The 17,055-nt window shown below is 61.4% G+C and carries 14 protein-coding genes; 3 read left to right on the forward strand and 11 right to left on the reverse strand.

Going from position 1 to position 17,055, the window contains the following annotated elements:
- Window positions 1-3: 3 nt before the first annotated feature.
- From LNV06_RS04625 to rpsB, 10 genes are all read right to left on the reverse strand, one after another.
- On the reverse strand, window positions 4-513 hold the full coding sequence (locus LNV06_RS04625) for an OmpH/Skp family outer membrane protein (protein WP_263537047.1): 510 nt from the start codon (window positions 511-513) through the stop codon (window positions 4-6).
- Entirely contained in the window at window positions 513-2,789 is a 2,277-nt protein-coding gene (gene bamA / locus LNV06_RS04630) for an outer membrane protein assembly factor BamA (protein WP_263537048.1), read from the reverse strand. Before bamA ends, LNV06_RS04625 begins: the two co-directional genes overlap by 1 nt.
- 40 nt (window positions 2,790-2,829) lie before the next feature.
- Window positions 2,830-4,194 carry an RIP metalloprotease RseP gene (rseP, locus tag LNV06_RS04635; RefSeq protein ID WP_263537049.1) on the reverse strand — a complete coding sequence of 455 codons (1,365 nt, stop codon included), beginning with the start codon at window positions 4,192-4,194 and terminating at the stop codon, window positions 2,830-2,832.
- Complete coding sequence (ispC, locus tag LNV06_RS04640) at window positions 4,191-5,390, reverse strand: 1-deoxy-D-xylulose-5-phosphate reductoisomerase (RefSeq protein ID WP_263537050.1); 1,200 nt, start codon at window positions 5,388-5,390, stop codon at window positions 4,191-4,193. The genes rseP and ispC overlap by 4 nt, the downstream gene beginning before the upstream one ends.
- Window positions 5,387-6,238 carry a phosphatidate cytidylyltransferase gene (locus tag LNV06_RS04645; RefSeq protein WP_263537051.1) on the reverse strand — a complete coding sequence of 284 codons (852 nt, stop codon included), beginning with the start codon at window positions 6,236-6,238 and terminating at the stop codon, window positions 5,387-5,389. Before LNV06_RS04645 ends, ispC begins: the two co-directional genes overlap by 4 nt.
- 9 nt (window positions 6,239-6,247) lie before the next feature.
- Window positions 6,248-6,976: a polyprenyl diphosphate synthase gene (gene uppS, locus LNV06_RS04650; RefSeq protein ID WP_263537052.1), complete on the reverse strand. Its 729-nt coding sequence runs from the start codon at window positions 6,974-6,976 to the stop codon at window positions 6,248-6,250.
- A 34-nt stretch (window positions 6,977-7,010) separates the two neighbouring features.
- Window positions 7,011-7,571, reverse strand: a complete 561-nt coding sequence (gene frr / locus LNV06_RS04655; RefSeq protein ID WP_263537053.1) for a ribosome recycling factor — start codon at window positions 7,569-7,571, stop codon at window positions 7,011-7,013.
- A gap of 46 nt (window positions 7,572-7,617) precedes the next feature.
- Window positions 7,618-8,328 (reverse strand): UMP kinase, encoded by a 711-nt coding sequence (gene pyrH, locus LNV06_RS04660; RefSeq protein WP_263537054.1) that lies wholly within the window; start codon window positions 8,326-8,328, stop codon window positions 7,618-7,620.
- Between the two features lie 130 nt (window positions 8,329-8,458).
- Window positions 8,459-9,355 (reverse strand): translation elongation factor Ts, encoded by an 897-nt coding sequence (gene tsf, locus LNV06_RS04665; RefSeq protein WP_263537055.1) that lies wholly within the window; start codon window positions 9,353-9,355, stop codon window positions 8,459-8,461.
- A gap of 119 nt (window positions 9,356-9,474) precedes the next feature.
- On the reverse strand, window positions 9,475-10,221 hold the full coding sequence (rpsB, locus tag LNV06_RS04670; RefSeq protein WP_263537056.1) for a 30S ribosomal protein S2: 747 nt from the start codon (window positions 10,219-10,221) through the stop codon (window positions 9,475-9,477).
- 224 nt (window positions 10,222-10,445) lie between these two features.
- Here rpsB and LNV06_RS04675 point away from each other — a divergent pair, with 224 nt between their 5' ends.
- The 3 genes from LNV06_RS04675 to LNV06_RS04685 are packed head-to-tail and all read left to right on the forward strand — an operon-like array spanning window position 10,446 to window position 14,682.
- Window positions 10,446-11,804, forward strand: a complete 1,359-nt coding sequence (locus tag LNV06_RS04675; RefSeq protein ID WP_263537057.1) for an amidase — start codon at window positions 10,446-10,448, stop codon at window positions 11,802-11,804.
- Between the two features lie 4 nt (window positions 11,805-11,808).
- Window positions 11,809-13,113: an FAD-dependent oxidoreductase gene (locus LNV06_RS04680; protein ID WP_263537058.1), complete on the forward strand. Its 1,305-nt coding sequence runs from the start codon at window positions 11,809-11,811 to the stop codon at window positions 13,111-13,113.
- 12 nt (window positions 13,114-13,125) lie between these two features.
- Window positions 13,126-14,682: an NAD(P)H-hydrate dehydratase gene (locus LNV06_RS04685; protein WP_263537059.1), complete on the forward strand. Its 1,557-nt coding sequence runs from the start codon at window positions 13,126-13,128 to the stop codon at window positions 14,680-14,682.
- Between the two features lie 40 nt (window positions 14,683-14,722).
- Here LNV06_RS04685 and rnr read toward each other — a convergent pair whose 3' ends face one another.
- Window positions 14,723-17,047 carry a ribonuclease R gene (gene rnr / locus LNV06_RS04690; RefSeq protein WP_411970054.1) on the reverse strand — a complete coding sequence of 775 codons (2,325 nt, stop codon included), beginning with the start codon at window positions 17,045-17,047 and terminating at the stop codon, window positions 14,723-14,725.
- Window positions 17,048-17,055: the final 8 nt, after the last annotated feature.

The raw sequence follows: 17,055 nt of genomic DNA on the forward strand, positions 1-17,055 counted from the left end.
CGATCACTTCTGGGCGTTCAGCGTGTCGATCACTTTCTTGGTGATGTCCACGCGAGCGCTGACGTTCAGCGCGTCCTGCACGATCAGATCGTACTTTTCGGACTCAAAGATTTGCTTGATGACGCGATTGGCACGCTCAACCACAGCGCCCAACTCTTCGTTCTTGCGCTGGTTCAGGTCTTCTTGCCATTCGCGGCGCTTGCGCTGCAAATCACGGTCCACTTCAACCAGGTCACGCTGACGACGGTTGCGCTCGGCTTCAGCCAGCGTTGGGGCATCTTTCTCCAGCTTCTCAGCCGAGACGCGGAGCTTGTTTTCCTGATCCTTCAGGTCTTTTTCGCGCTTGCCAAACTCAGCTTCCAACTTCAGCTGAGCCGTCTTGGCCAAATTGGCCTCACGCAGCACCCGCTCGCTGTTGACATAGCCGATCTTGATCTCCTGTGCCTGCACGCCCAGTGCCGACACAGACATGAGGGCGGCCAATGCCACCAAATTCAACAGCTTGCTCTTCATCAGAATGCGTTCCCGATCTGGAATTGGAATGGTTCTATTCTATCTGTGGGTTTCTTGCGCAAGGGCTTGCCATAACTCAGGCGAAGTGGGCCCATCGGCGAGATCCAACTCAGACCGATACCCACCGAGGAGCGCACCGTGTCGAAGTCGAGCTTTTCATTCGGGCCCCACACATTGCCCGCATCAATGAAAGTGTAAATCCGGAAGGTCTTGTCATTGCCGCTGCCTGGCACCGGCAGGTACAACTCAGCGTTCAGGTTGACGCGGCGATTGCCACCAATGCGCGTGCCGGTCACGTCCACCGGACCCAGCGAGCCGGCCTCAAACACCCGCACCGAACCCAAGCCGCCGGCATAGAAGTTCTTGAAGATGGGATAAGGCTTGCTGCCCATGCCCACACCCCAGCCCAATTCACCGTTCACACCCACGGTGATCTTGTTGGTGATCGGAATGAACTGCTGGTATTGCATGTTCAGTCGTGAATAGCGCGCATCACCCAAAGCGCTCAATTCCATATTGACCCGCTGGTACTTGCCGGCAGTCGGGGAAATGATGCTGTCGCGGTTGTCTCGTTGCCAGCCAATGGTGAAGGGGTAGGACACACTGTCTTGACCGAACAATCGGCCGTACAGCAGATAACTATTGGGCAGGCCGGCCGAGGTGGTCATCTTCGTGCGCTCGTAACCGAGGCCGAAGAACACGGTGTCAAGCTCCGAGAAAGGTACGCCAAAGCGAATCGAACCGCCCTGCGTCACCAATTCGAATTGCTCGCCCAAATTGTTGTACGGCTTTTGAGTGCGATAGAACAGGTCCAGCGCGCGGGACACGCCGTCCACGGTGAAGTACGGGTCCACGGTGCTGACCACCAAGGTCCGCCCTGTCGAGGCCGTCGAGACTTCCACGCCCAAGTAGTTGCCCGAGCCGAAGACGTTGTCTTGCTTGATGGCACCGGTGAAGGACAGCTTTTGCTGGCTGGAGTAACCCGCGCCGACCTGGATGTTGCCGGTCGGGCGCTCCACCACATTCAGCACCACATCGACCTGGTCTTGCGCGCCCGGCACCTCGCTGGTGTCGATGGTGACTTCCTTGAAGTAACCCAGACGCTCAACGCGGTCACGCGAAGCCTTGATCTTCTGCCCGTCATACCAAGCCGACTCGAACTGACGGAACTCGCGGCGAATCACTTCATCGCGGGTGCGTGTGTTGCCAGAAACGATGACCTTGCGCACATACACCCGACGCTGCGGTTCACCCGTGAAGGTGACCACCACTTGGCCGGTTGCACGGTCGATCTCCGGACGCGAGTCCACGCGGGCAAAGGCGTAGCCAAAGGTACCGTAGAGGTCAGAGAAAGCACGGGTGGTCTGGGCCACAGCCTCGCCCTGGTAGGGCTGGCCGGGCTTGAGGACGATCAAGCGTTTGAAGTCCTCTTCGCGACCGAGGAACTCGCCTTCCAGCTTGACGCCGGTCACGGTGTATTGCTGGCCTTCACTGACGGTGATGGCGATATTGATGCTTTGCTTGTCTGGCGAGATCGTCACCTGCGTCGAGGTGACGGCAAACTCCAGATAGCCGCGATTCAAATAATACGAACGCAGCGTCTCCAAATCGGCATTCAGCTTGGCGCGCGAATAGCGGTCGGTCTTGGTGTACCAAGTCAGCCAGCCGCTGCTGGTCTGCTCGAGCAGGCCCACCAAGGTGCTCTCCGAAAAGACCGAGCTGCCTTGGATGCGGATTTCACCGATCTTGGCGGGCTCACCTTCGCTCACAGTGAAGCTCACGTTGACGCGATTGCGCTCCAGTGGCGTGATGGTCGTCGTGACTTCCGCACCGTAAAGGCTGCGAGTCAGGTACTGGCGCTTCAACTCTTGCTCAGCACGATCGGCCAAGGCCTTGTCAAAAGGCTTGCCCTCGCCAATGCCCACGTCCTTCAAGGACTTGGTCAGGGCCTCGGTATCGAACTCTTTCAAGCCAACGAAGCTGACGTTGGCAATGATGGGGCGCTCTTCGATCATCACGACCACGGCACCGCCGTCGACGCTGATGCGCACATCCTTGAACAAACCTGTGGCGAAGAGCGCGCGAATCGCTGCCGCGCCCTTGTCATCGTTGTAGCTGTCGCCGATTCGGAAAGGCAGAGAAGCAAAGACGGTGCCGGGGTCCGTACGCTTCAGGCCCTCAACGCGAATGTCTTTCAACACAAAGGGATCCACCGCCCAGGCGGCGCCTGACTGCAGGGCGGCCACGAGGGCCAAGGTCAGGGCTGTGGGGCGCATACGCGCGCCCATTCTTAGAGATGAGGACATGCAGATAGAGTCAATGCAGGCCCGTCAAGCGGGCCACGTCGTTGGAAAGGGCGAGGACCATCATCAGCATCAGGATCAACGCACCTGCGCGCTGCAGCTGCGTTTGCCACCACTCCGATACGGGGCGGCCGCTCAAACCCTCGAAAAGATAATACATCAGGTGTCCGCCATCGAGCATCGGCAGCGGCAGCAGATTGAGCACGCCAAGGCTGACGCTGACCAAGGCCAGAAAACTCAGGTACTGCGCCAAGCCCGAGCGAGCCGACTGTCCGGCATAGTCGGCAATGGTCAGCGGGCCACTCAAATTCTTCAGCGAAGCCTCGCCGACCAGCATGCGGCCAAAGACCTTCAAGGTCATGCTGGACACATCCCAGGTGCGCTGCGCCCCGCCCAGCAGACCTTCAAAAAAGCCTCGGCTGACCTTGACCATTTCCGGCGCACCGCCCACCATGGCCTCGATGCGGCCAATCGGCTTGCCGCCCTCATCGACCCGCTTGGGCGTAACCTCGACTTCAAGCGTACGACCGGCACGCTCGATCCGCCAAAGCGAGGCATGAACCTGCCCGTCGCGCAAGGACTGACGAATCAACTCACGCAGACCTGAAGCGTCCGCGATGGCCATTCCGTCCACTGCCAGCACGCGGTCTCCGGCTTGCAAGCCGGCCAAATCGGCTGCGCCGCCGGGCGAGATCTTGCCCAGCACGGCTTCGCCCAAGGGTGAAAAGCCCAGCTTGCGCACCGTTGACGCATCAAACTCATGCGCCGCCATGCGATCGGTTTCCAGCATCAGACTGCGATGACCTTGGCCATTGCGCGCCCCGACATCCAGATGCAGCGCTTCACCCTGCGCGATGGCCTCGGACGCACGCGACAGCAGTTCCGAATAGGACTGGATCTCACGCCAGCTCTGGCCATCAGAGGATGTCGCTCGCACCAAATCGCCAGCCTGCAAGCCGGCACGGGCAGCGAGAGACTGCGCCGTGGGCGTACCCAGCAAGGCCTTCGGCTCCTGAGTCCCCACCCACATCGCGGCAGCAAACAAAAGCACCGCGAGCAGAAGATTGGCCAGCGGCCCGGCGGCTACCACGGCGACGCGTTGGCGCAGCGGCCGATTGTTGAAGGCTTGATCGCGCAACTCAGGCGCAACCGGCCCTTCGCGCTCGTCCAGCATCCGCACATAGCCACCCAGAGGCAAGACGCAGAGCGTGAATTCGGTGGCGTCGGGCCCGTTTTGGCGGCGCCAAATCACTTTGCCAAAACCGACCGAGAAGCGCAGCACTTTCACGCCGCAAGCACGAGCAACTCGGTAATGGCCGTACTCATGCACAGCCACCAGCACGCCCAGGGTCAGCAAGAAGGCCAGCAAGGTTGTCATGCAGCCAATCCGGCAATCAAATCACGGGCATATCGACGGGCACGAGCATCGAGGCCCAAGAGACCTTCAACACTGCTGCATTCGCCACGCTCAGGTTGCAGATCCGCCAGACTCTGGCTGTTGACGCGGTGAATCTGATCAAAGCGCAGGCGGCGCGCGAGGAAGGCCTCGACGGCTTCTTCATTGGCCGCGTTCAGGACTGCCGTGGCGCCCTCCGGCCCACGCAAGGCCTGCCATGACAGATACAGGCCTGGGAATCGCGCCTCATCCGCTTCTTCAAAAGCAAGCGACGGGCCGGTCAAGAGATCGAGTCGGCTCGCTCCTGCCTCGATGCGCTCCGGGAACGACAGGCCATAAGCAATCGGCACCCGCATATCGGGCGTGCCCAACTGGGCCAGCACCGAGTTATCGCGACACACCACCATCGAATGAATGATGCTTTGCGGATGGATGATGACCTTGATTTGCTCTGGCGTCAGATTGAACAACCAGCGCGCCTCAATCACTTCCAAGGCCTTGTTCATCATGGTGGCCGAATCCACCGAAATCTTGCGGCCCATCACCCAGTTCGGATGGGCACAAGCCTGTTCCGGCGTGACCTCGGCCAGCGTGGCGGGATCACGTTGTCGGAAGGGACCACCGGAGGCCGTCAACACAATGTGATCGATGCGCTGCGCCCAGGTACTTCGATCTTCAGGCAGGCATTGAAAGATGGCCGAATGTTCGCTGTCGATGGGCAGCAAGGTCGCACCGCCCTGCTCCACCGCCTGCATGAACAAAGCACCACCGACGACGATGGCCTCTTTGTTTGCCAGCAGCAGCCGTTTACCGGCGCGCGCAGCGGCAAGGCAAGGCGCCAAACCGGCGGCGCCGACGATGGCGGCCATCACCATGTCGACGTCCGCATGAGCCGACACGGTCGAGAGGCTGTCCATGCCGTCCAAGACTTCGGTCTTGCTGCCCTGATCGCGCAACAAAGCCCGCAGTTGCTGAGCCAGCGCCGCATCCGGCAGCACCGCAAAGCGCGGCTTCCATGTCAGGCATTGCGCCAGCAAGGCGTCCACTCGGCTCATGGCCGTGAGGGCGAAGACTTCGTAACGCTCCGGGTGGCGGGCCAGCACATCCAGCGTGTTGACGCCGATGGAGCCGGTGGAACCCAGCACTGTGATGCGCTGAGGACGGGAGTAACTTGTCATTGAAGAGGGCTCAGAGAACTCAAGGCCATGGCCAGCGGAAACACCGGCAACAAGGCATCCACACGGTCCAACACGCCACCGTGGCCGGGCAGCAATTGACTGCTGTCCTTGGCGCCTGCGGCGCGCTTGATCAAGGATTCAAACAAGTCGCCAACGACGCTCATGCTGGCCAAAAAGACCAGGGCCAAGAGGCCCCATGGCAGGGCGTTCCGCTGCAGCAGGATTTGGTAAAGGCTGGGCGAATCCACGGCGAAATGGACATCGATGTAGTTCGCCCAAAAGAAGGCCAGGCCAATCACGCCCAGCATGCCCGACCAAACACCCTCCCAGCTCTTGCCGGGGCTGATGGACAGCGCCAATTTGCGACGGCCGAAGGCGCGGCCACCAAAATAGGCGGCGGTGTCAGCCACCCAGACCAGACAAAAAATCGACAGCAGAAAATTGATACCGGTACTCTTGGCCTCCACCATGGCCAACCAAGCGGCGATCAAGGCGACCATGCCCAGCACCATGCGCGCCGTCTTGGTGGCATGCGGCCATTGTTCAGGTCCGCCGCGCAAGGCATAACTTCCACCCAGCACCCAGAGCAGCGAAGCCATGAACCAGCACCAAGGCGGCGCTGCCTCCCAACCCACCAGCAGATGCAAGCCCCAAGCCAAACTGCCGGTGAGCGCCCCAAAGATCAGGGCCGATGGACCCGTTACGCCGTTCAGACGCGACCACTCCCATCCTGCGGCAGCAATCATCAACAAGGTCAACAAGGCAAATGGCAAAGCCGTGCCCGCCAACAAGGTGGGCAACAAAGCCAAGAGCAACAGCACTGCGGTGATGACGCGCGTTTTCAGCATGTTTCGCGCTCAGGCCTCGGCCGCAGCCGGCGCCTCTTTGACACCGCCAAATCGGCGATCTCGCTCACGGAAGGCCTCGATGGCAGCATCCAACTGCGCCTCGCCAAAGTCAGGCCAGAGGCAATCGGAGAACACAAATTCGGTGTAAGCCACCTGCCAGAGCAAGAAATTGCTGATGCGAACCTCGCCGCCGGTGCGGATGAAGAGATCCGGATCCGGCGCGTAGTTCATGGCCATGAACTCGGACAGCTTGGCCTCGGTCAAATCTTGCGGTTGCACACCCGCCTGCATGGCGGACTTGCAGGCCTGCACGATGTCCCAGCGGCCGCCATAGTTGAAGGCCACCGACAAGGTCAGCTTGCTGTTGTGCGCGGTGGCGGACTCGGCTTCGTTCCAAGCATTGCGCAGCTTGGCAGAGACGGCCTCACGGTCGCCAATGATGCGGATGCGCACGCCCATGGAGCCCATGCGCGCGAGGTAGCGAGAGACCGCGGCCAAGACCAAACCCATCAGGCCAGAGACCTCATCGCTCGGACGTTTCCAGTTCTCGGAAGAGAAGGCGTAGACCGTCAGATGCTCGATATCGCGGTCGATGCAGGCTTGCACCACCTTGACCAAGGTGTCCACGCCTTGCTTGTGGCCGAAAAAGCGCGGCAAGAAGCGTTTCTTGGCCCACCGACCATTGCCATCCATGACGATGGCCACATGGCGCGGCACGATTTTGTTGTCATTGCTCACTGCGTCTTGTCTCTCGTGCTCAGGGCGTCAGCGCTTAAACAGCCAGAATTTCGGCTTCCTTGGCGGAGATCAAACGATCGATCTCGGCGATGGTGCGGTCGGTCAGCTTTTGCGCTTCGTCGAGGCTGCGGCGCTCGTCGTCTTCGCTGATCAGCTTGTCCTTGGTCAGCTTCTTGGCTTGCTCATTCGCCTCGCGACGCAGATTGCGCACTGCAACCTTGGCGTCTTCACCGGCATTGCGCACCACCTTGGTCAGGTCACGGCGACGCTCTTCATTCAGCGGCGGCATTGGCACGCGGATCAACTCGCCTTGCGAGGCCGGGTTCAAGCCCAGATCCGACTCGCGGATTGCCTTTTCAATCTTGGCGCCCATGCCTTTTTCCCAAGGCTGAACGCTGATGGTGCGGGCATCCAGCAAGGTCACGTTGGCAACCTGGGAGATCGGCACCATCGAGCCGTAATAGTCAACGCTGACCTGATCAAGAATGCCCGGGTGAGCGCGCCCGGTGCGGATCTTGTGCAATTCGTTCTTCAGGGCCTCAACCGATTTCGCCATCTTGGTTTCGGCGTTCTGCTTGATGTCTGCAATGCTCATATCTCTAAACCTTGAAAAGCTGATTCACCTTAACGCATGAGGCCACTCAAACGTGGACCAGCGTGCCTTCGTCTTCACCCATCACCACGCGCTTGAGAGCACCCGGCTTGAGGATGCTGAACACACGAATCGGCAGCTTCTGGTCACGGCACAGCGCGAAGGCAGTGGCGTCCAGCACTTGCAGGTTCTTGGCAATCGCTTCATCAAAGCTGATGCGCGAATAGCGGGTGGCGCTCGGGTCTTTCTTGGGGTCGGCGGTGTAGACACCGTCGACCTTGGTGGCCTTCAGCACGATTTCGGCGCCAATTTCAGCGCCACGCAGTGCCGCGGCCGTGTCTGTGGTGAAGAAGGGGTTGCCGGTGCCGGCGGCAAACACGACGACCTTGCCCTCTTCCAAATACTGCAGTGCCTTGGGGCGCACATAAGGTTCAACCACCTGCTCGATGCCGATGGCCGACATCACGCGAGCAACGATGCCTTCTTGACGCATGGTGTCAGCCAGTGCCAGCGAGTTCATCACGGTGGCCAGCATGCCCATATAGTCAGCGGTCGCACGGTCCATGCCGACCGAGCCACCTGCCACGCCGCGGAAGATATTGCCTCCGCCGATCACAACGGCCACTTCAACGCCGGTTTGCGTGACTTCCCGAATTTCTTGCACCATGCGCACGATGGTGGCGCGGTTGATGCCAAAAGCGTCATCGCCCATCAGGGCTTCGCCGGAGAGCTTGAGCAGGATGCGTTTGTGCGCGGGCATAGGAACCTCTTGATGCTGTGTTGCTGCGGTATTCTTAAAACAGTGCCGCGCAGACTCCACCTCGTGAGCAGACCCATGCAGCGGCACAAGTGTAAAGGGCGCCAGAGGCGCCCTTTTTTTCCTTCAGGGCTTATTGGCCCTTGGCGGCGGCCACTTGCGCGGCCACTTCGGCAGCGAAGTCATCCACCTTCTTCTCAATGCCTTCACCCACCACGTACAGCGTAAAGCTCTTCACGGTGGTGGCCTTGTCCTTCAGCATGGCGGCGACGGTTTGCTTGCCGTCAGAAGCCTTCACGAAGACCTGATCCAGCAGCGAGACTTCCTTCAGGAACTTCTGCACCGAGCCTTCAACCATCTTGGCGACGATGTCGGCAGGCTTGCCAGACTCGGCAGCCTTTTCGGCAGCGATCTTGCGCTCTTTCTCAACCAGCTCAGCCGACACCTCAGCCGACGACAGAGCGGCAGGCTTCATCGCAGCCACGTGCATGGCGACGTCCTTGGCGGCGACTTCGTCACCGTCGAACTCCACCATCACGCCGATGCGGGTGCCGTGCAGATAAGAAGCCAGCTTGGCGCCGCTGTTGTACAGCTTGACGCGACGCAGCGACATGTTTTCGCCGATCTTGCCGACCAGACCGCGGCGCACTTCTTCCACGGTCGGGCCAAAGCCTTCTTGCGCCAGAGGCAGATTGCCCAGAGCGGCCACGTCGGCCACGCCGTGCTCAGCAGCCAAAGCAGCGCAAGCATTGGCGAAAGCCAAGAAAGCGTCGTTCTTGGTGACGAAGTCGGTTTCGCAGTTCACTTCCAGCAGCGCGCCGGTCGTACCGACCACAGCAGCGGCCACCACACCTTCGGCGGTCACGCGCGAAGAAGCCTTACCGGCCTTGTTGCCCAGCTTGACGCGCAGGATTTCTTCACCACGGTCCAGGTCGCCGCCGGCTTCGGTCAGCGCCTTCTTGCATTCCATCATCGGGGCGTCGGTGCGGGCACGCAGTTCGGCCACCATGCTTGCGGTAATTGCAACCATCTTGAATCTCCGGTGTTTGTCAGGGTTTAGCAGTAGAAGACTCCGAGGAATCCGCGCTACCGCTCAAAAAAATTTGAAAAAAAGGGGCTGAATCAGCCCCTTTGTTAGGCAGCTGAAACTCAGGCGCCTTCGCTCACTTCAACGAACTCGTCGCCGGCAGGAGCCTGGGCTTGCACGACTTCGTTGCCGGCGTTGGCACGGCCTTCCAGCACGGCGTCAGCGACAGCGCGGGCGTACAGAGCCACGGCCTTGGCCGAGTCATCGTTACCAGGAATGACGTAGTCGATACCGACAGGCGAGTGGTTGGTGTCAACCACGCCGATGACGGGGATGCCCAGCTTCTTGGCTTCGGCGATGGCGATCTTGTGGTAGCCGACGTCGATCACGAAGATGGCGTCAGGCAGACCGTTCATGTCCTGGATGCCGCCGATGTTCTTTTCCAGCTTGGCCAAATCGCGTTGGAACATCAAAGCTTCTTTCTTGATGGCGGGCTGAGTGCCGGCATCCACTTGAGCTTGCATGTCCTTCAGGTTCTTCAGCGAAGTCTTGACCGTCTTGAAGTTGGTCATCATGCCGCCCAACCAACGCTGGTCGACATAAGGCATACCGCAACGCTGGGCTTCCAGAGCGACGACTTCACGCGCTTGACGCTTGGTGCCGATCATCATGATGGTGCCGCGCTTGGCCGACAGCTGGCGCACGAACTTCATCGCCTCTTCGAACGCAGGCAGCGTCTTTTCGAGGTTGATGATGTGGATCTTGTTGCGATGGCCGTAGATGTACGGGGCCATCTTGGGGTGCCAAAAACGGGTTTGGTGACCAAAGTGGACGCCGGCTTCCAGCATCTCGCGCATAGTGACGGACATATTCTTTACTCCGAAGGTTGTGTCTAAAATCCGGCCCGAATTGCTCTGCGCAGTGACCCTCAATTGCCCTTAGGCAAATGAGTTCGAATACAGCAGCAACACCTCTCAGTGGCCGGTTTGCGATTTGTTCGCAAAAGTCTTGCGAAACATTTCAAAATTTCACCTGCTGCGCTGAGCAAAATGCCCAGTGCCGCCCGGCAAAACCCAAAGAGTATACACGATTCATGAGCCATGACCTGAGCAGCGCCCTGCAGCAGCTGCAAGACGAGCGCCTCAGCGCCGCCGCAGCTGCGCAGGAAAACCAGCGCCAGGCCCGTTCGGAAGGCTGCCGAAACGCCTATGTGCGCGAGTTCTCCGAATCGGCCCTGGCCAGCGCTGCAGCCATCGACGCCATAGCGAAAATTGGCGCTCCTCGCCCTCGACTGGGGGGCTTGGGCATCAGCATCAAGGACTTGTTCGATGTGGCCGGCACGGTGAGCAGCGCAGGGTCAAGCGTCCTCAGGCAAGCGCCCCCAGCCTCGATTGACTGCCCTGCGGTGGCACGCTTGCGCCAAGCCGGCGCCGTATTGACCGGGCACACGAATATGAGCGAATTCGCCTTCTCGGGCGTGGGCATCAACCCGCACTACGGCACGCCTTTGAACCCCGTCACCTTCGCACTTGATGGGCAGGCCCGCATCCCGGGCGGCTCCAGCTCGGGCGCGGCGGTCACCGTAGCCACTGGCGCCGCCTGGGCCGCACTCGGCTCCGACACCGGCGGCTCGATTCGCATCCCGGCCGCCTTGCAAGGCTTGGTCGGCTTCAAGAACACGGCGCGATTGACCCCGACCGAAGGCTGCATTCCGCTGTCCACCACGCTGGACACAGCCTGCGCACTCACACTGTCGGTGCGCGACGCCATCTTGCTGCACGAGGTGCTGGCGGCACGCCAGGTTCGCATCAGCCCGCGGCCACTGAGGGCCATGCGCCTGGCCCTGGTCAAACCACTTTTTCAAGACGGTATGGACGACACCGTAAGCCGAGCCTTCGAGCGCAGCCTGAAGCGCTTGCGCGCGGCCGGCTGCAGCATCGAAGACATCGATCTCACCGCCTTGAACCAAATCTCTGAGTTGCAAGCGCAGGGCGGATTTGCCGCAGCAGAGAGTTGGGCCTGGCATCGCCACCATCTACAAAACCCCGAGCAAGCCCAGCAATACGACCCACGCGTCAGCGTGCGCATTCGACGCGGCGAGACCATCAGTGCCGCCGACTACATCGACCTCTTGAATCGACGTCGCCAGTGGATCGGAGAAATGGAAGCCGCGCTGGCCGGCTTTGATGCGGTGATCAGCCCTACCGTGCCCATCGTTGCGCCCTTGCTGGCACCATTGCTTGCCAGCGACGAACAATTCTTCGCCAGCAACGCGCTATTGCTGCGCAATCCCTCCGTTGTGAACCTCCTGGATGGCTGCGCCATCTCGCTGCCCTGCCAAGAGGAGGGAGAATTGCCGGTCGGACTGATGCTGTGGAGCACCGCAGCTCAGGACGACCTCTTGCTGAGCCTTGCGCTACAGATTGAACCCCTTTTGAACGCGAGACCCTGAGCGCATGCGTATTGCCATCATCGGCGCCGGAATAGCCGGCGTCACCAGCGCCTTCGAGTGCGCAGCCGACGGCCACCAAGTCACCGTTTTCGAGCGTCGCGGCAGCGTGGCCGCCGAAGGCAGTTTTGCCAACACCGGCTTGGCCACCCCCGCCATGGCCCTGCCCTGGACCCAGGCCTCATTTCCCAGGCCAGGCGCCGGCTCGCTGAGCTGGCAATGGCGCCGCTGGCGCGCCGAGCGCAGCAAAAACCGAGCCGAGCAACAAGCCCGCTTGCTGCAATTGGCCGTTTACAGCCACAGCCGCCTGCAAGAGCTTCGTATACGCTTGCAGCTGGACTTTGAGCGCGCCGAAGGGCAGTTATTACTGCTGCGCCAGGAACGCGATTTGCGCGCGATTCAAGCACAGCTGGATCTTTTGCAAAGCCTGGGACTGCAGCAACAGTTTTTGAGCGCCGAGCAATGCCTCGCTCTCGAGCCCGGCTTGAACCCGGACACTGCTTTGCATGGCGGCATCCAACTGAGCCCGGCCGAGGTCGGCAATTGCCGCCAGTTCAGTCACCTGATGCGTATCGAGGCCCAGCGCCTGGACGTGCGCTTCCGCTTTCACACCACGGTTCGCAGCCTCACGCCCGGTAGCGTCGCCACGCTGATTCACGAACACACCGTACCGCCCGAAGGCTTGGGCCCAGCGACGCGCGCGCCAGAAAAGCAAGACGCGGGCGACACCCAGCCCGCGCCCCTTGGGCCGGTGCAAGATAGCTTTGACGCGGTGTTGATCTGCGCTGGCGCCAGCGCCGTGGATCTCTTGCAGCCGCTAGGCCTCAAGCCCGCTATGGGCTTGGTCCATGGCTACACCATCACCGCGCCTTTGCGACAGCTGGAGGCCCACCCCGACCTTGGCCCCAGAGCCGGCGTTTTCGATCTGCGCGAGCAAGTCTCGATCAGCCGCATCGGACAACGTGTGCGTGTGGCCGGCCGCATCGAGCCGGGCGCCGCCCCGAAAAGCTTCAAGCCCTCAACGCTTGCTTCGCTGCACCGGGTCTTGAACGACTGGTTCCCTGGCGCCATGCAAGTCGGCCAAGAGCAACGTTGGACTGGCTGCCAAGCCCTGCTGCCGGATGGCCTGCCCCTGCTCGGCGCCAGCGGCCTGCCCGGCATCTGGCTGAACCTGGCTCAGGGCGCCGCCCACAGCCTGGACTGGCCGCTGGCCTGCGGTGCAGCGCGACTGCTGGCCGACCAAGTCAGCAAACGCAAGACCGACACCGAAGCCCCGGAGATCACAGGTCTGGACATCGCGCGCTTGGCCTGACAAGCTGGGGCCATGCACAAACTCCTGCCCGCAGAGCACAACTGGCCCCTGCACTCAGCAGCCAGCAGCCGCGCCATCGAGCGCGAAGCTCTGGCGACCTTACCCCCACACACCTTGATGGAGCGCGCCGGCCTGAGTGCCGCGCGTTTGTGCCTAGCCCTGAGTTCGAGCAGACTCAGCATCTGGCTGCTCTGCGGCCCCGGCAACAATGGCGGAGACGGCTTGGTGACCGCGAGACTGCTGCACAGCCACGGCATGGATGTGAGCGTCAGCTTGATCGGGCATGAGTCGGGGCGCCCGCTCCCGCCGGACGCACAGGCCGCATTGGCCGCCGCCCAACAGGCCGGCGTGAACATCAGCGAAGGCCTGCACCCGCCGCAATCCACAAGCCTCGCCGTGGATGCCTTGTTGGGCCTGGGAATAAGCCGCGCACCCACAGGCGAAATCACTGCCGCCATCAACTGCCTGAACGCTTGTGCATCACCGGTATTGGCACTGGATCTACCCAGCGGTCTACTGGCCGACACCGGCAACTTGGCGGGCTCGGTTGCGGTGCACGCGCAGCACACACTGAGCCTGCTGACGCTCAAGCCCGGCCTTTTCACTGCGCAAGGACGCGCCCATTGCGGGCAGATTTGGTTTGACTCGCTGGGCGTAGAGCACGAGGCAGCGCCCGATGCATTGCTGCTGGGCGCCGAAGCACTGCAAACCATTGCTCGGTCCCGCTCGGCAAGCCATGCGCAGCACAAAGGCAGCCAAGGCGATGCCCTGGTTCTGGGCGGTGCGCCCGGCTTGCGCGGCGCCGCTCGGCTGGCAGCGCGAGCGGCTTTGGCCTCGGGCGCCGGACGCGTCTACGTTTGCTTGCTGGAATCCGAGGCATCAAGCGCAGCCGAAGCCGATGCCATGCGGCCGGAATTGATGCAGTTTGCACAGCAGCGCCTGCATGATGCCCCCTCATGGCAAGACAAGGTCTTGGTTTGTGGCTGCGGCGGGGGCGATGCCATCAGCGAGTGCTTGCCCATGGTGTTGCGCCACGCCAAGCGACTGGTCTTGGATGCCGACGCCCTCAATGCCGTCGCCAACAACCCAAGTTTGCGGCCCCTGTTGACCGATCGCGCGGCGCAAGGTCTGGCCACGGTACTCACCCCGCACCCCCTCGAAGCCGCGCGCCTGCTGGGCTGCTCCACCGCCGATGTTCAGGCGGATCGCCTGAAGGCGGCTCGCAACCTCTCCACTCAATTCAACTGTCAGGTGATCTTGAAAGGCTCGGGCAGCATCATCGCCGACCCAGAATCAAACAGACTTGCCATCAATAGCAGCGGCAATGCCGCCCTTGCGACAGCAGGTAGCGGCGATGTCTTGGCTGGCTGGTTGGGGGGGCTGTGGGCTCAACACCCAAACACACCGCCAGCCCTGCTGGCCAGCGCCGCCTGCTATTGGCACGGCCGCGCGGCCGACGAGCAAGAGGCTGGCCCCTTGCGTGCGGCCGATTTGGTGGAGCGCATGCATGCCCTCCACCGTCTGACACTGGCGCCTGAATGGGGATCAAGAACCCCAAGCACCGCTTAACTTCGCTGCTAACAAACAGCCCAGCAAAGCTGACTCAACTTCACCGACGCTTGCGCGTCCGAGGCTCCAAGCCGGCCGCCGAAGGCTTGACTTCCGACTTACCCCGCGCCGCCTGCCTGGCCGCCTTGATGGGATGAGCTGCAGCCGCCCCCGATGCACCCGACGCCGCGGGATTGGCCGCACGCCCTGGCTTGCCCTTGCGCCCAGCTTTGCTGGCCTTGGCGGCCTTTTTCACCGCACGGTCATCGCGCCGAACTTGCTCCAGTTCAGCCACCGCCGACAAAGGCTGCCTGTCTTGTGCACCCAATCCCGCTTTGTCTCGCTGCGCACGCGCGACCAGTTTGGCTTCGCCGCTGTCCTGCACCAGTCGGAAGTCAATCTTGCGCGCATCCAGATCAACACGGCTGACCTGCACCTGGACCCGCGCGCCGGTGGCGTAACGAATACCGGTGCGCTCGCCGCGCAGCTCTTGGCGAACCTCATCGAAGCGGAAGTACTCACCGCCCAGCTCGGTGATGTGGATCAAGCCCTCGACATACAGCGCATCCAACTGCACAAACAATCCGAAGCTAGTCGCCGCGCTGACCGTGCCAGCGAACTCCTCGCCCAAGTGTTCGCGCATATAGCGGCACTTCAGCCAAGCCTCGACGTCGCGCGAGGCCTCGTCAGCGCGCCGTTCATTGGCACTGCAATGCGCGCCTACCACTTCCCAACGCTCAGTCTCGGTGGACGCCTTGGCGGGATCAATCGGCGCCGCACGACCCGGCCGTTTGGCGGCCATGGGCACCTCCATCTTGCCGGCGTCTAGGTGATAGCGCTTGTCGGCCAAGATGGCCTTGATGACGCGATGCACCAGCAAGTCGGGATAGCGACGAATCGGGCTGGTGAAGTGGGTATAGGCCAAATAGGACAGACCGAAGTGCCCAGCATTGGCCGAGGTGTAAATGGCCTGCTGCATGGAGCGCAGCAGCATGGCGTGGATCTGCGTCGAGTCAACCCGGTCCTTGGTCGCCGCCGCAATCGCAGCATATTCACCCGGCTTCGGGTCGTCGCTGATCGAAAGACCCAAACCCAAGGCGCGCAGATAGGCTTGCAGCGCAATACGCTTCTCAGGCGTCGGCCCCTCGTGAACCCGGAACAAGGCGCCATGCTTGGACTGCGCAATGAAGTCAGCCGCGCAGACATTGGCGGCCAACATGGCCTCCTCGATCAGCTTGTGCGCCTCGTTACGGGTGCGCGGGATGATCTTCTCGATACGACCGTTGTCATCGCAAACGATCTGCGTTTCAGTCGTATCAAAGTCAATCGCACCGCGGCGTGATCGCTCAGCCAACAAGGCACGATAGACCTCGTGCAGATGCAGCAAGTGCGGCACCAGATCGCTGCGCTTGGCCGCCTCGGGACCATGGGTGTTGCCCAGAATGGCCGCGACTTCGTTATAGGTGAATCGCGCATGTGAGCGAATGACTGCCGGGTAGAACTGGTAGGCCTGCACCTCCCCGCTCTCGTTGACCAACATGTCGCAGACCATGGACAAGCGGTCTTCATAGGGATTCAGCGAGCACAGGCCGTTGGAGAGCTTCTCCGGCAACATCGGAATGACGCGCCGAGGGAAGTACACCGAGGTGGCGCGCTCGTAGGCATCGGCATCCAAAGGATCACCCGGCTTGACGTAGTGGCTAACGTCAGCGATCGCCACCAACAAGCGCCAACCAATGAAGGCCGTCTTGCCGCGCCCTTGTTTGTGCGGCTCGCAATAGACGGCATCGTCAAAGTCTCGTGCATCTTCACCGTCAATGGTCACCAAGGGCACATCACGCAGATCGATACGATGCTTCAAGTCGGCTGCACGCAATTTGTCCGGCAGTTTCGCGGCTTGCGCCAGAGTCTCGGCGCTGAAGCGATGCGGCACCTCGTATTTGCGCACCGCAATTTCGATCTCCATGCCGGGGTCATCGATTTCACCTAACACCTCAACCACACGGCCTACCGGCTGCGAGTAAAGGGACGGTGGCTCAATCAATTCCACGGCCACCACCTGACCTGCGACCGCATTGGCCAAGCCATTCTTGGGAACCAAGATGTCCTGCCCCATGCGCTTGTCTTCGGGCGCCACCAGCCAAATGCCCGACTCCAAGAGCAGGCGCCCGATGATGGGTTTCTTCTTGCGCTCCAGAATTTCGAGCACCCTTCCCTCAGGCCGGCCACGTTTGTCCATACGGACGATGCGAACCCGCAATCGGTCGCCATGCATGACCGCATGCATTTCCTGCGATGACAGATAGATGTCCTGTTGCCCCACATCGGGCTGCAAGAAGCCATGCCCGTCCCGATGTCCCTGCACGGTGCCCTCGACCTCGCTCAAGAGCGAGC

Origin of the sequence: Paucibacter sp. Y2R2-4 (assembly GCF_025717535.1) — a bacterium.
Taxonomy (GTDB): domain Bacteria; phylum Pseudomonadota; class Gammaproteobacteria; order Burkholderiales; family Burkholderiaceae_C; genus Paucibacter_A.

Coding starts and splice junctions, on each gene's coding strand:
- LNV06_RS04685 (WP_263537059.1), top strand. CDS start 13,126: ATGCACAAACTCCTGCCCGCAGAGCACAACTGGCCCCTGCACTCAGCA.
- pyrH (WP_263537054.1), bottom strand. CDS start 8,328: ATGCCCGCGCACAAACGCATCCTGCTCAAGCTCTCCGGCGAAGCCCTG.
- LNV06_RS04645 (WP_263537051.1), bottom strand. CDS start 6,238: ATGCTGAAAACGCGCGTCATCACCGCAGTGCTGTTGCTCTTGGCTTTG.
- frr (WP_263537053.1), bottom strand. CDS start 7,571: ATGAGCATTGCAGACATCAAGCAGAACGCCGAAACCAAGATGGCGAAA.
- tsf (WP_263537055.1), bottom strand. CDS start 9,355: ATGGTTGCAATTACCGCAAGCATGGTGGCCGAACTGCGTGCCCGCACC.
- rpsB (WP_263537056.1), bottom strand. CDS start 10,221: ATGTCCGTCACTATGCGCGAGATGCTGGAAGCCGGCGTCCACTTTGGT.
- LNV06_RS04680 (WP_263537058.1), top strand. CDS start 11,809: ATGCGTATTGCCATCATCGGCGCCGGAATAGCCGGCGTCACCAGCGCC.
- LNV06_RS04675 (WP_263537057.1), top strand. CDS start 10,446: ATGAGCCATGACCTGAGCAGCGCCCTGCAGCAGCTGCAAGACGAGCGC.
- bamA (WP_263537048.1), bottom strand. CDS start 2,789: ATGCGCCCCACAGCCCTGACCTTGGCCCTCGTGGCCGCCCTGCAGTCA.
- ispC (WP_263537050.1), bottom strand. CDS start 5,390: ATGACAAGTTACTCCCGTCCTCAGCGCATCACAGTGCTGGGTTCCACC.
- rseP (WP_263537049.1), bottom strand. CDS start 4,194: ATGACAACCTTGCTGGCCTTCTTGCTGACCCTGGGCGTGCTGGTGGCT.
- LNV06_RS04625 (WP_263537047.1), bottom strand. CDS start 513: ATGAAGAGCAAGCTGTTGAATTTGGTGGCATTGGCCGCCCTCATGTCT.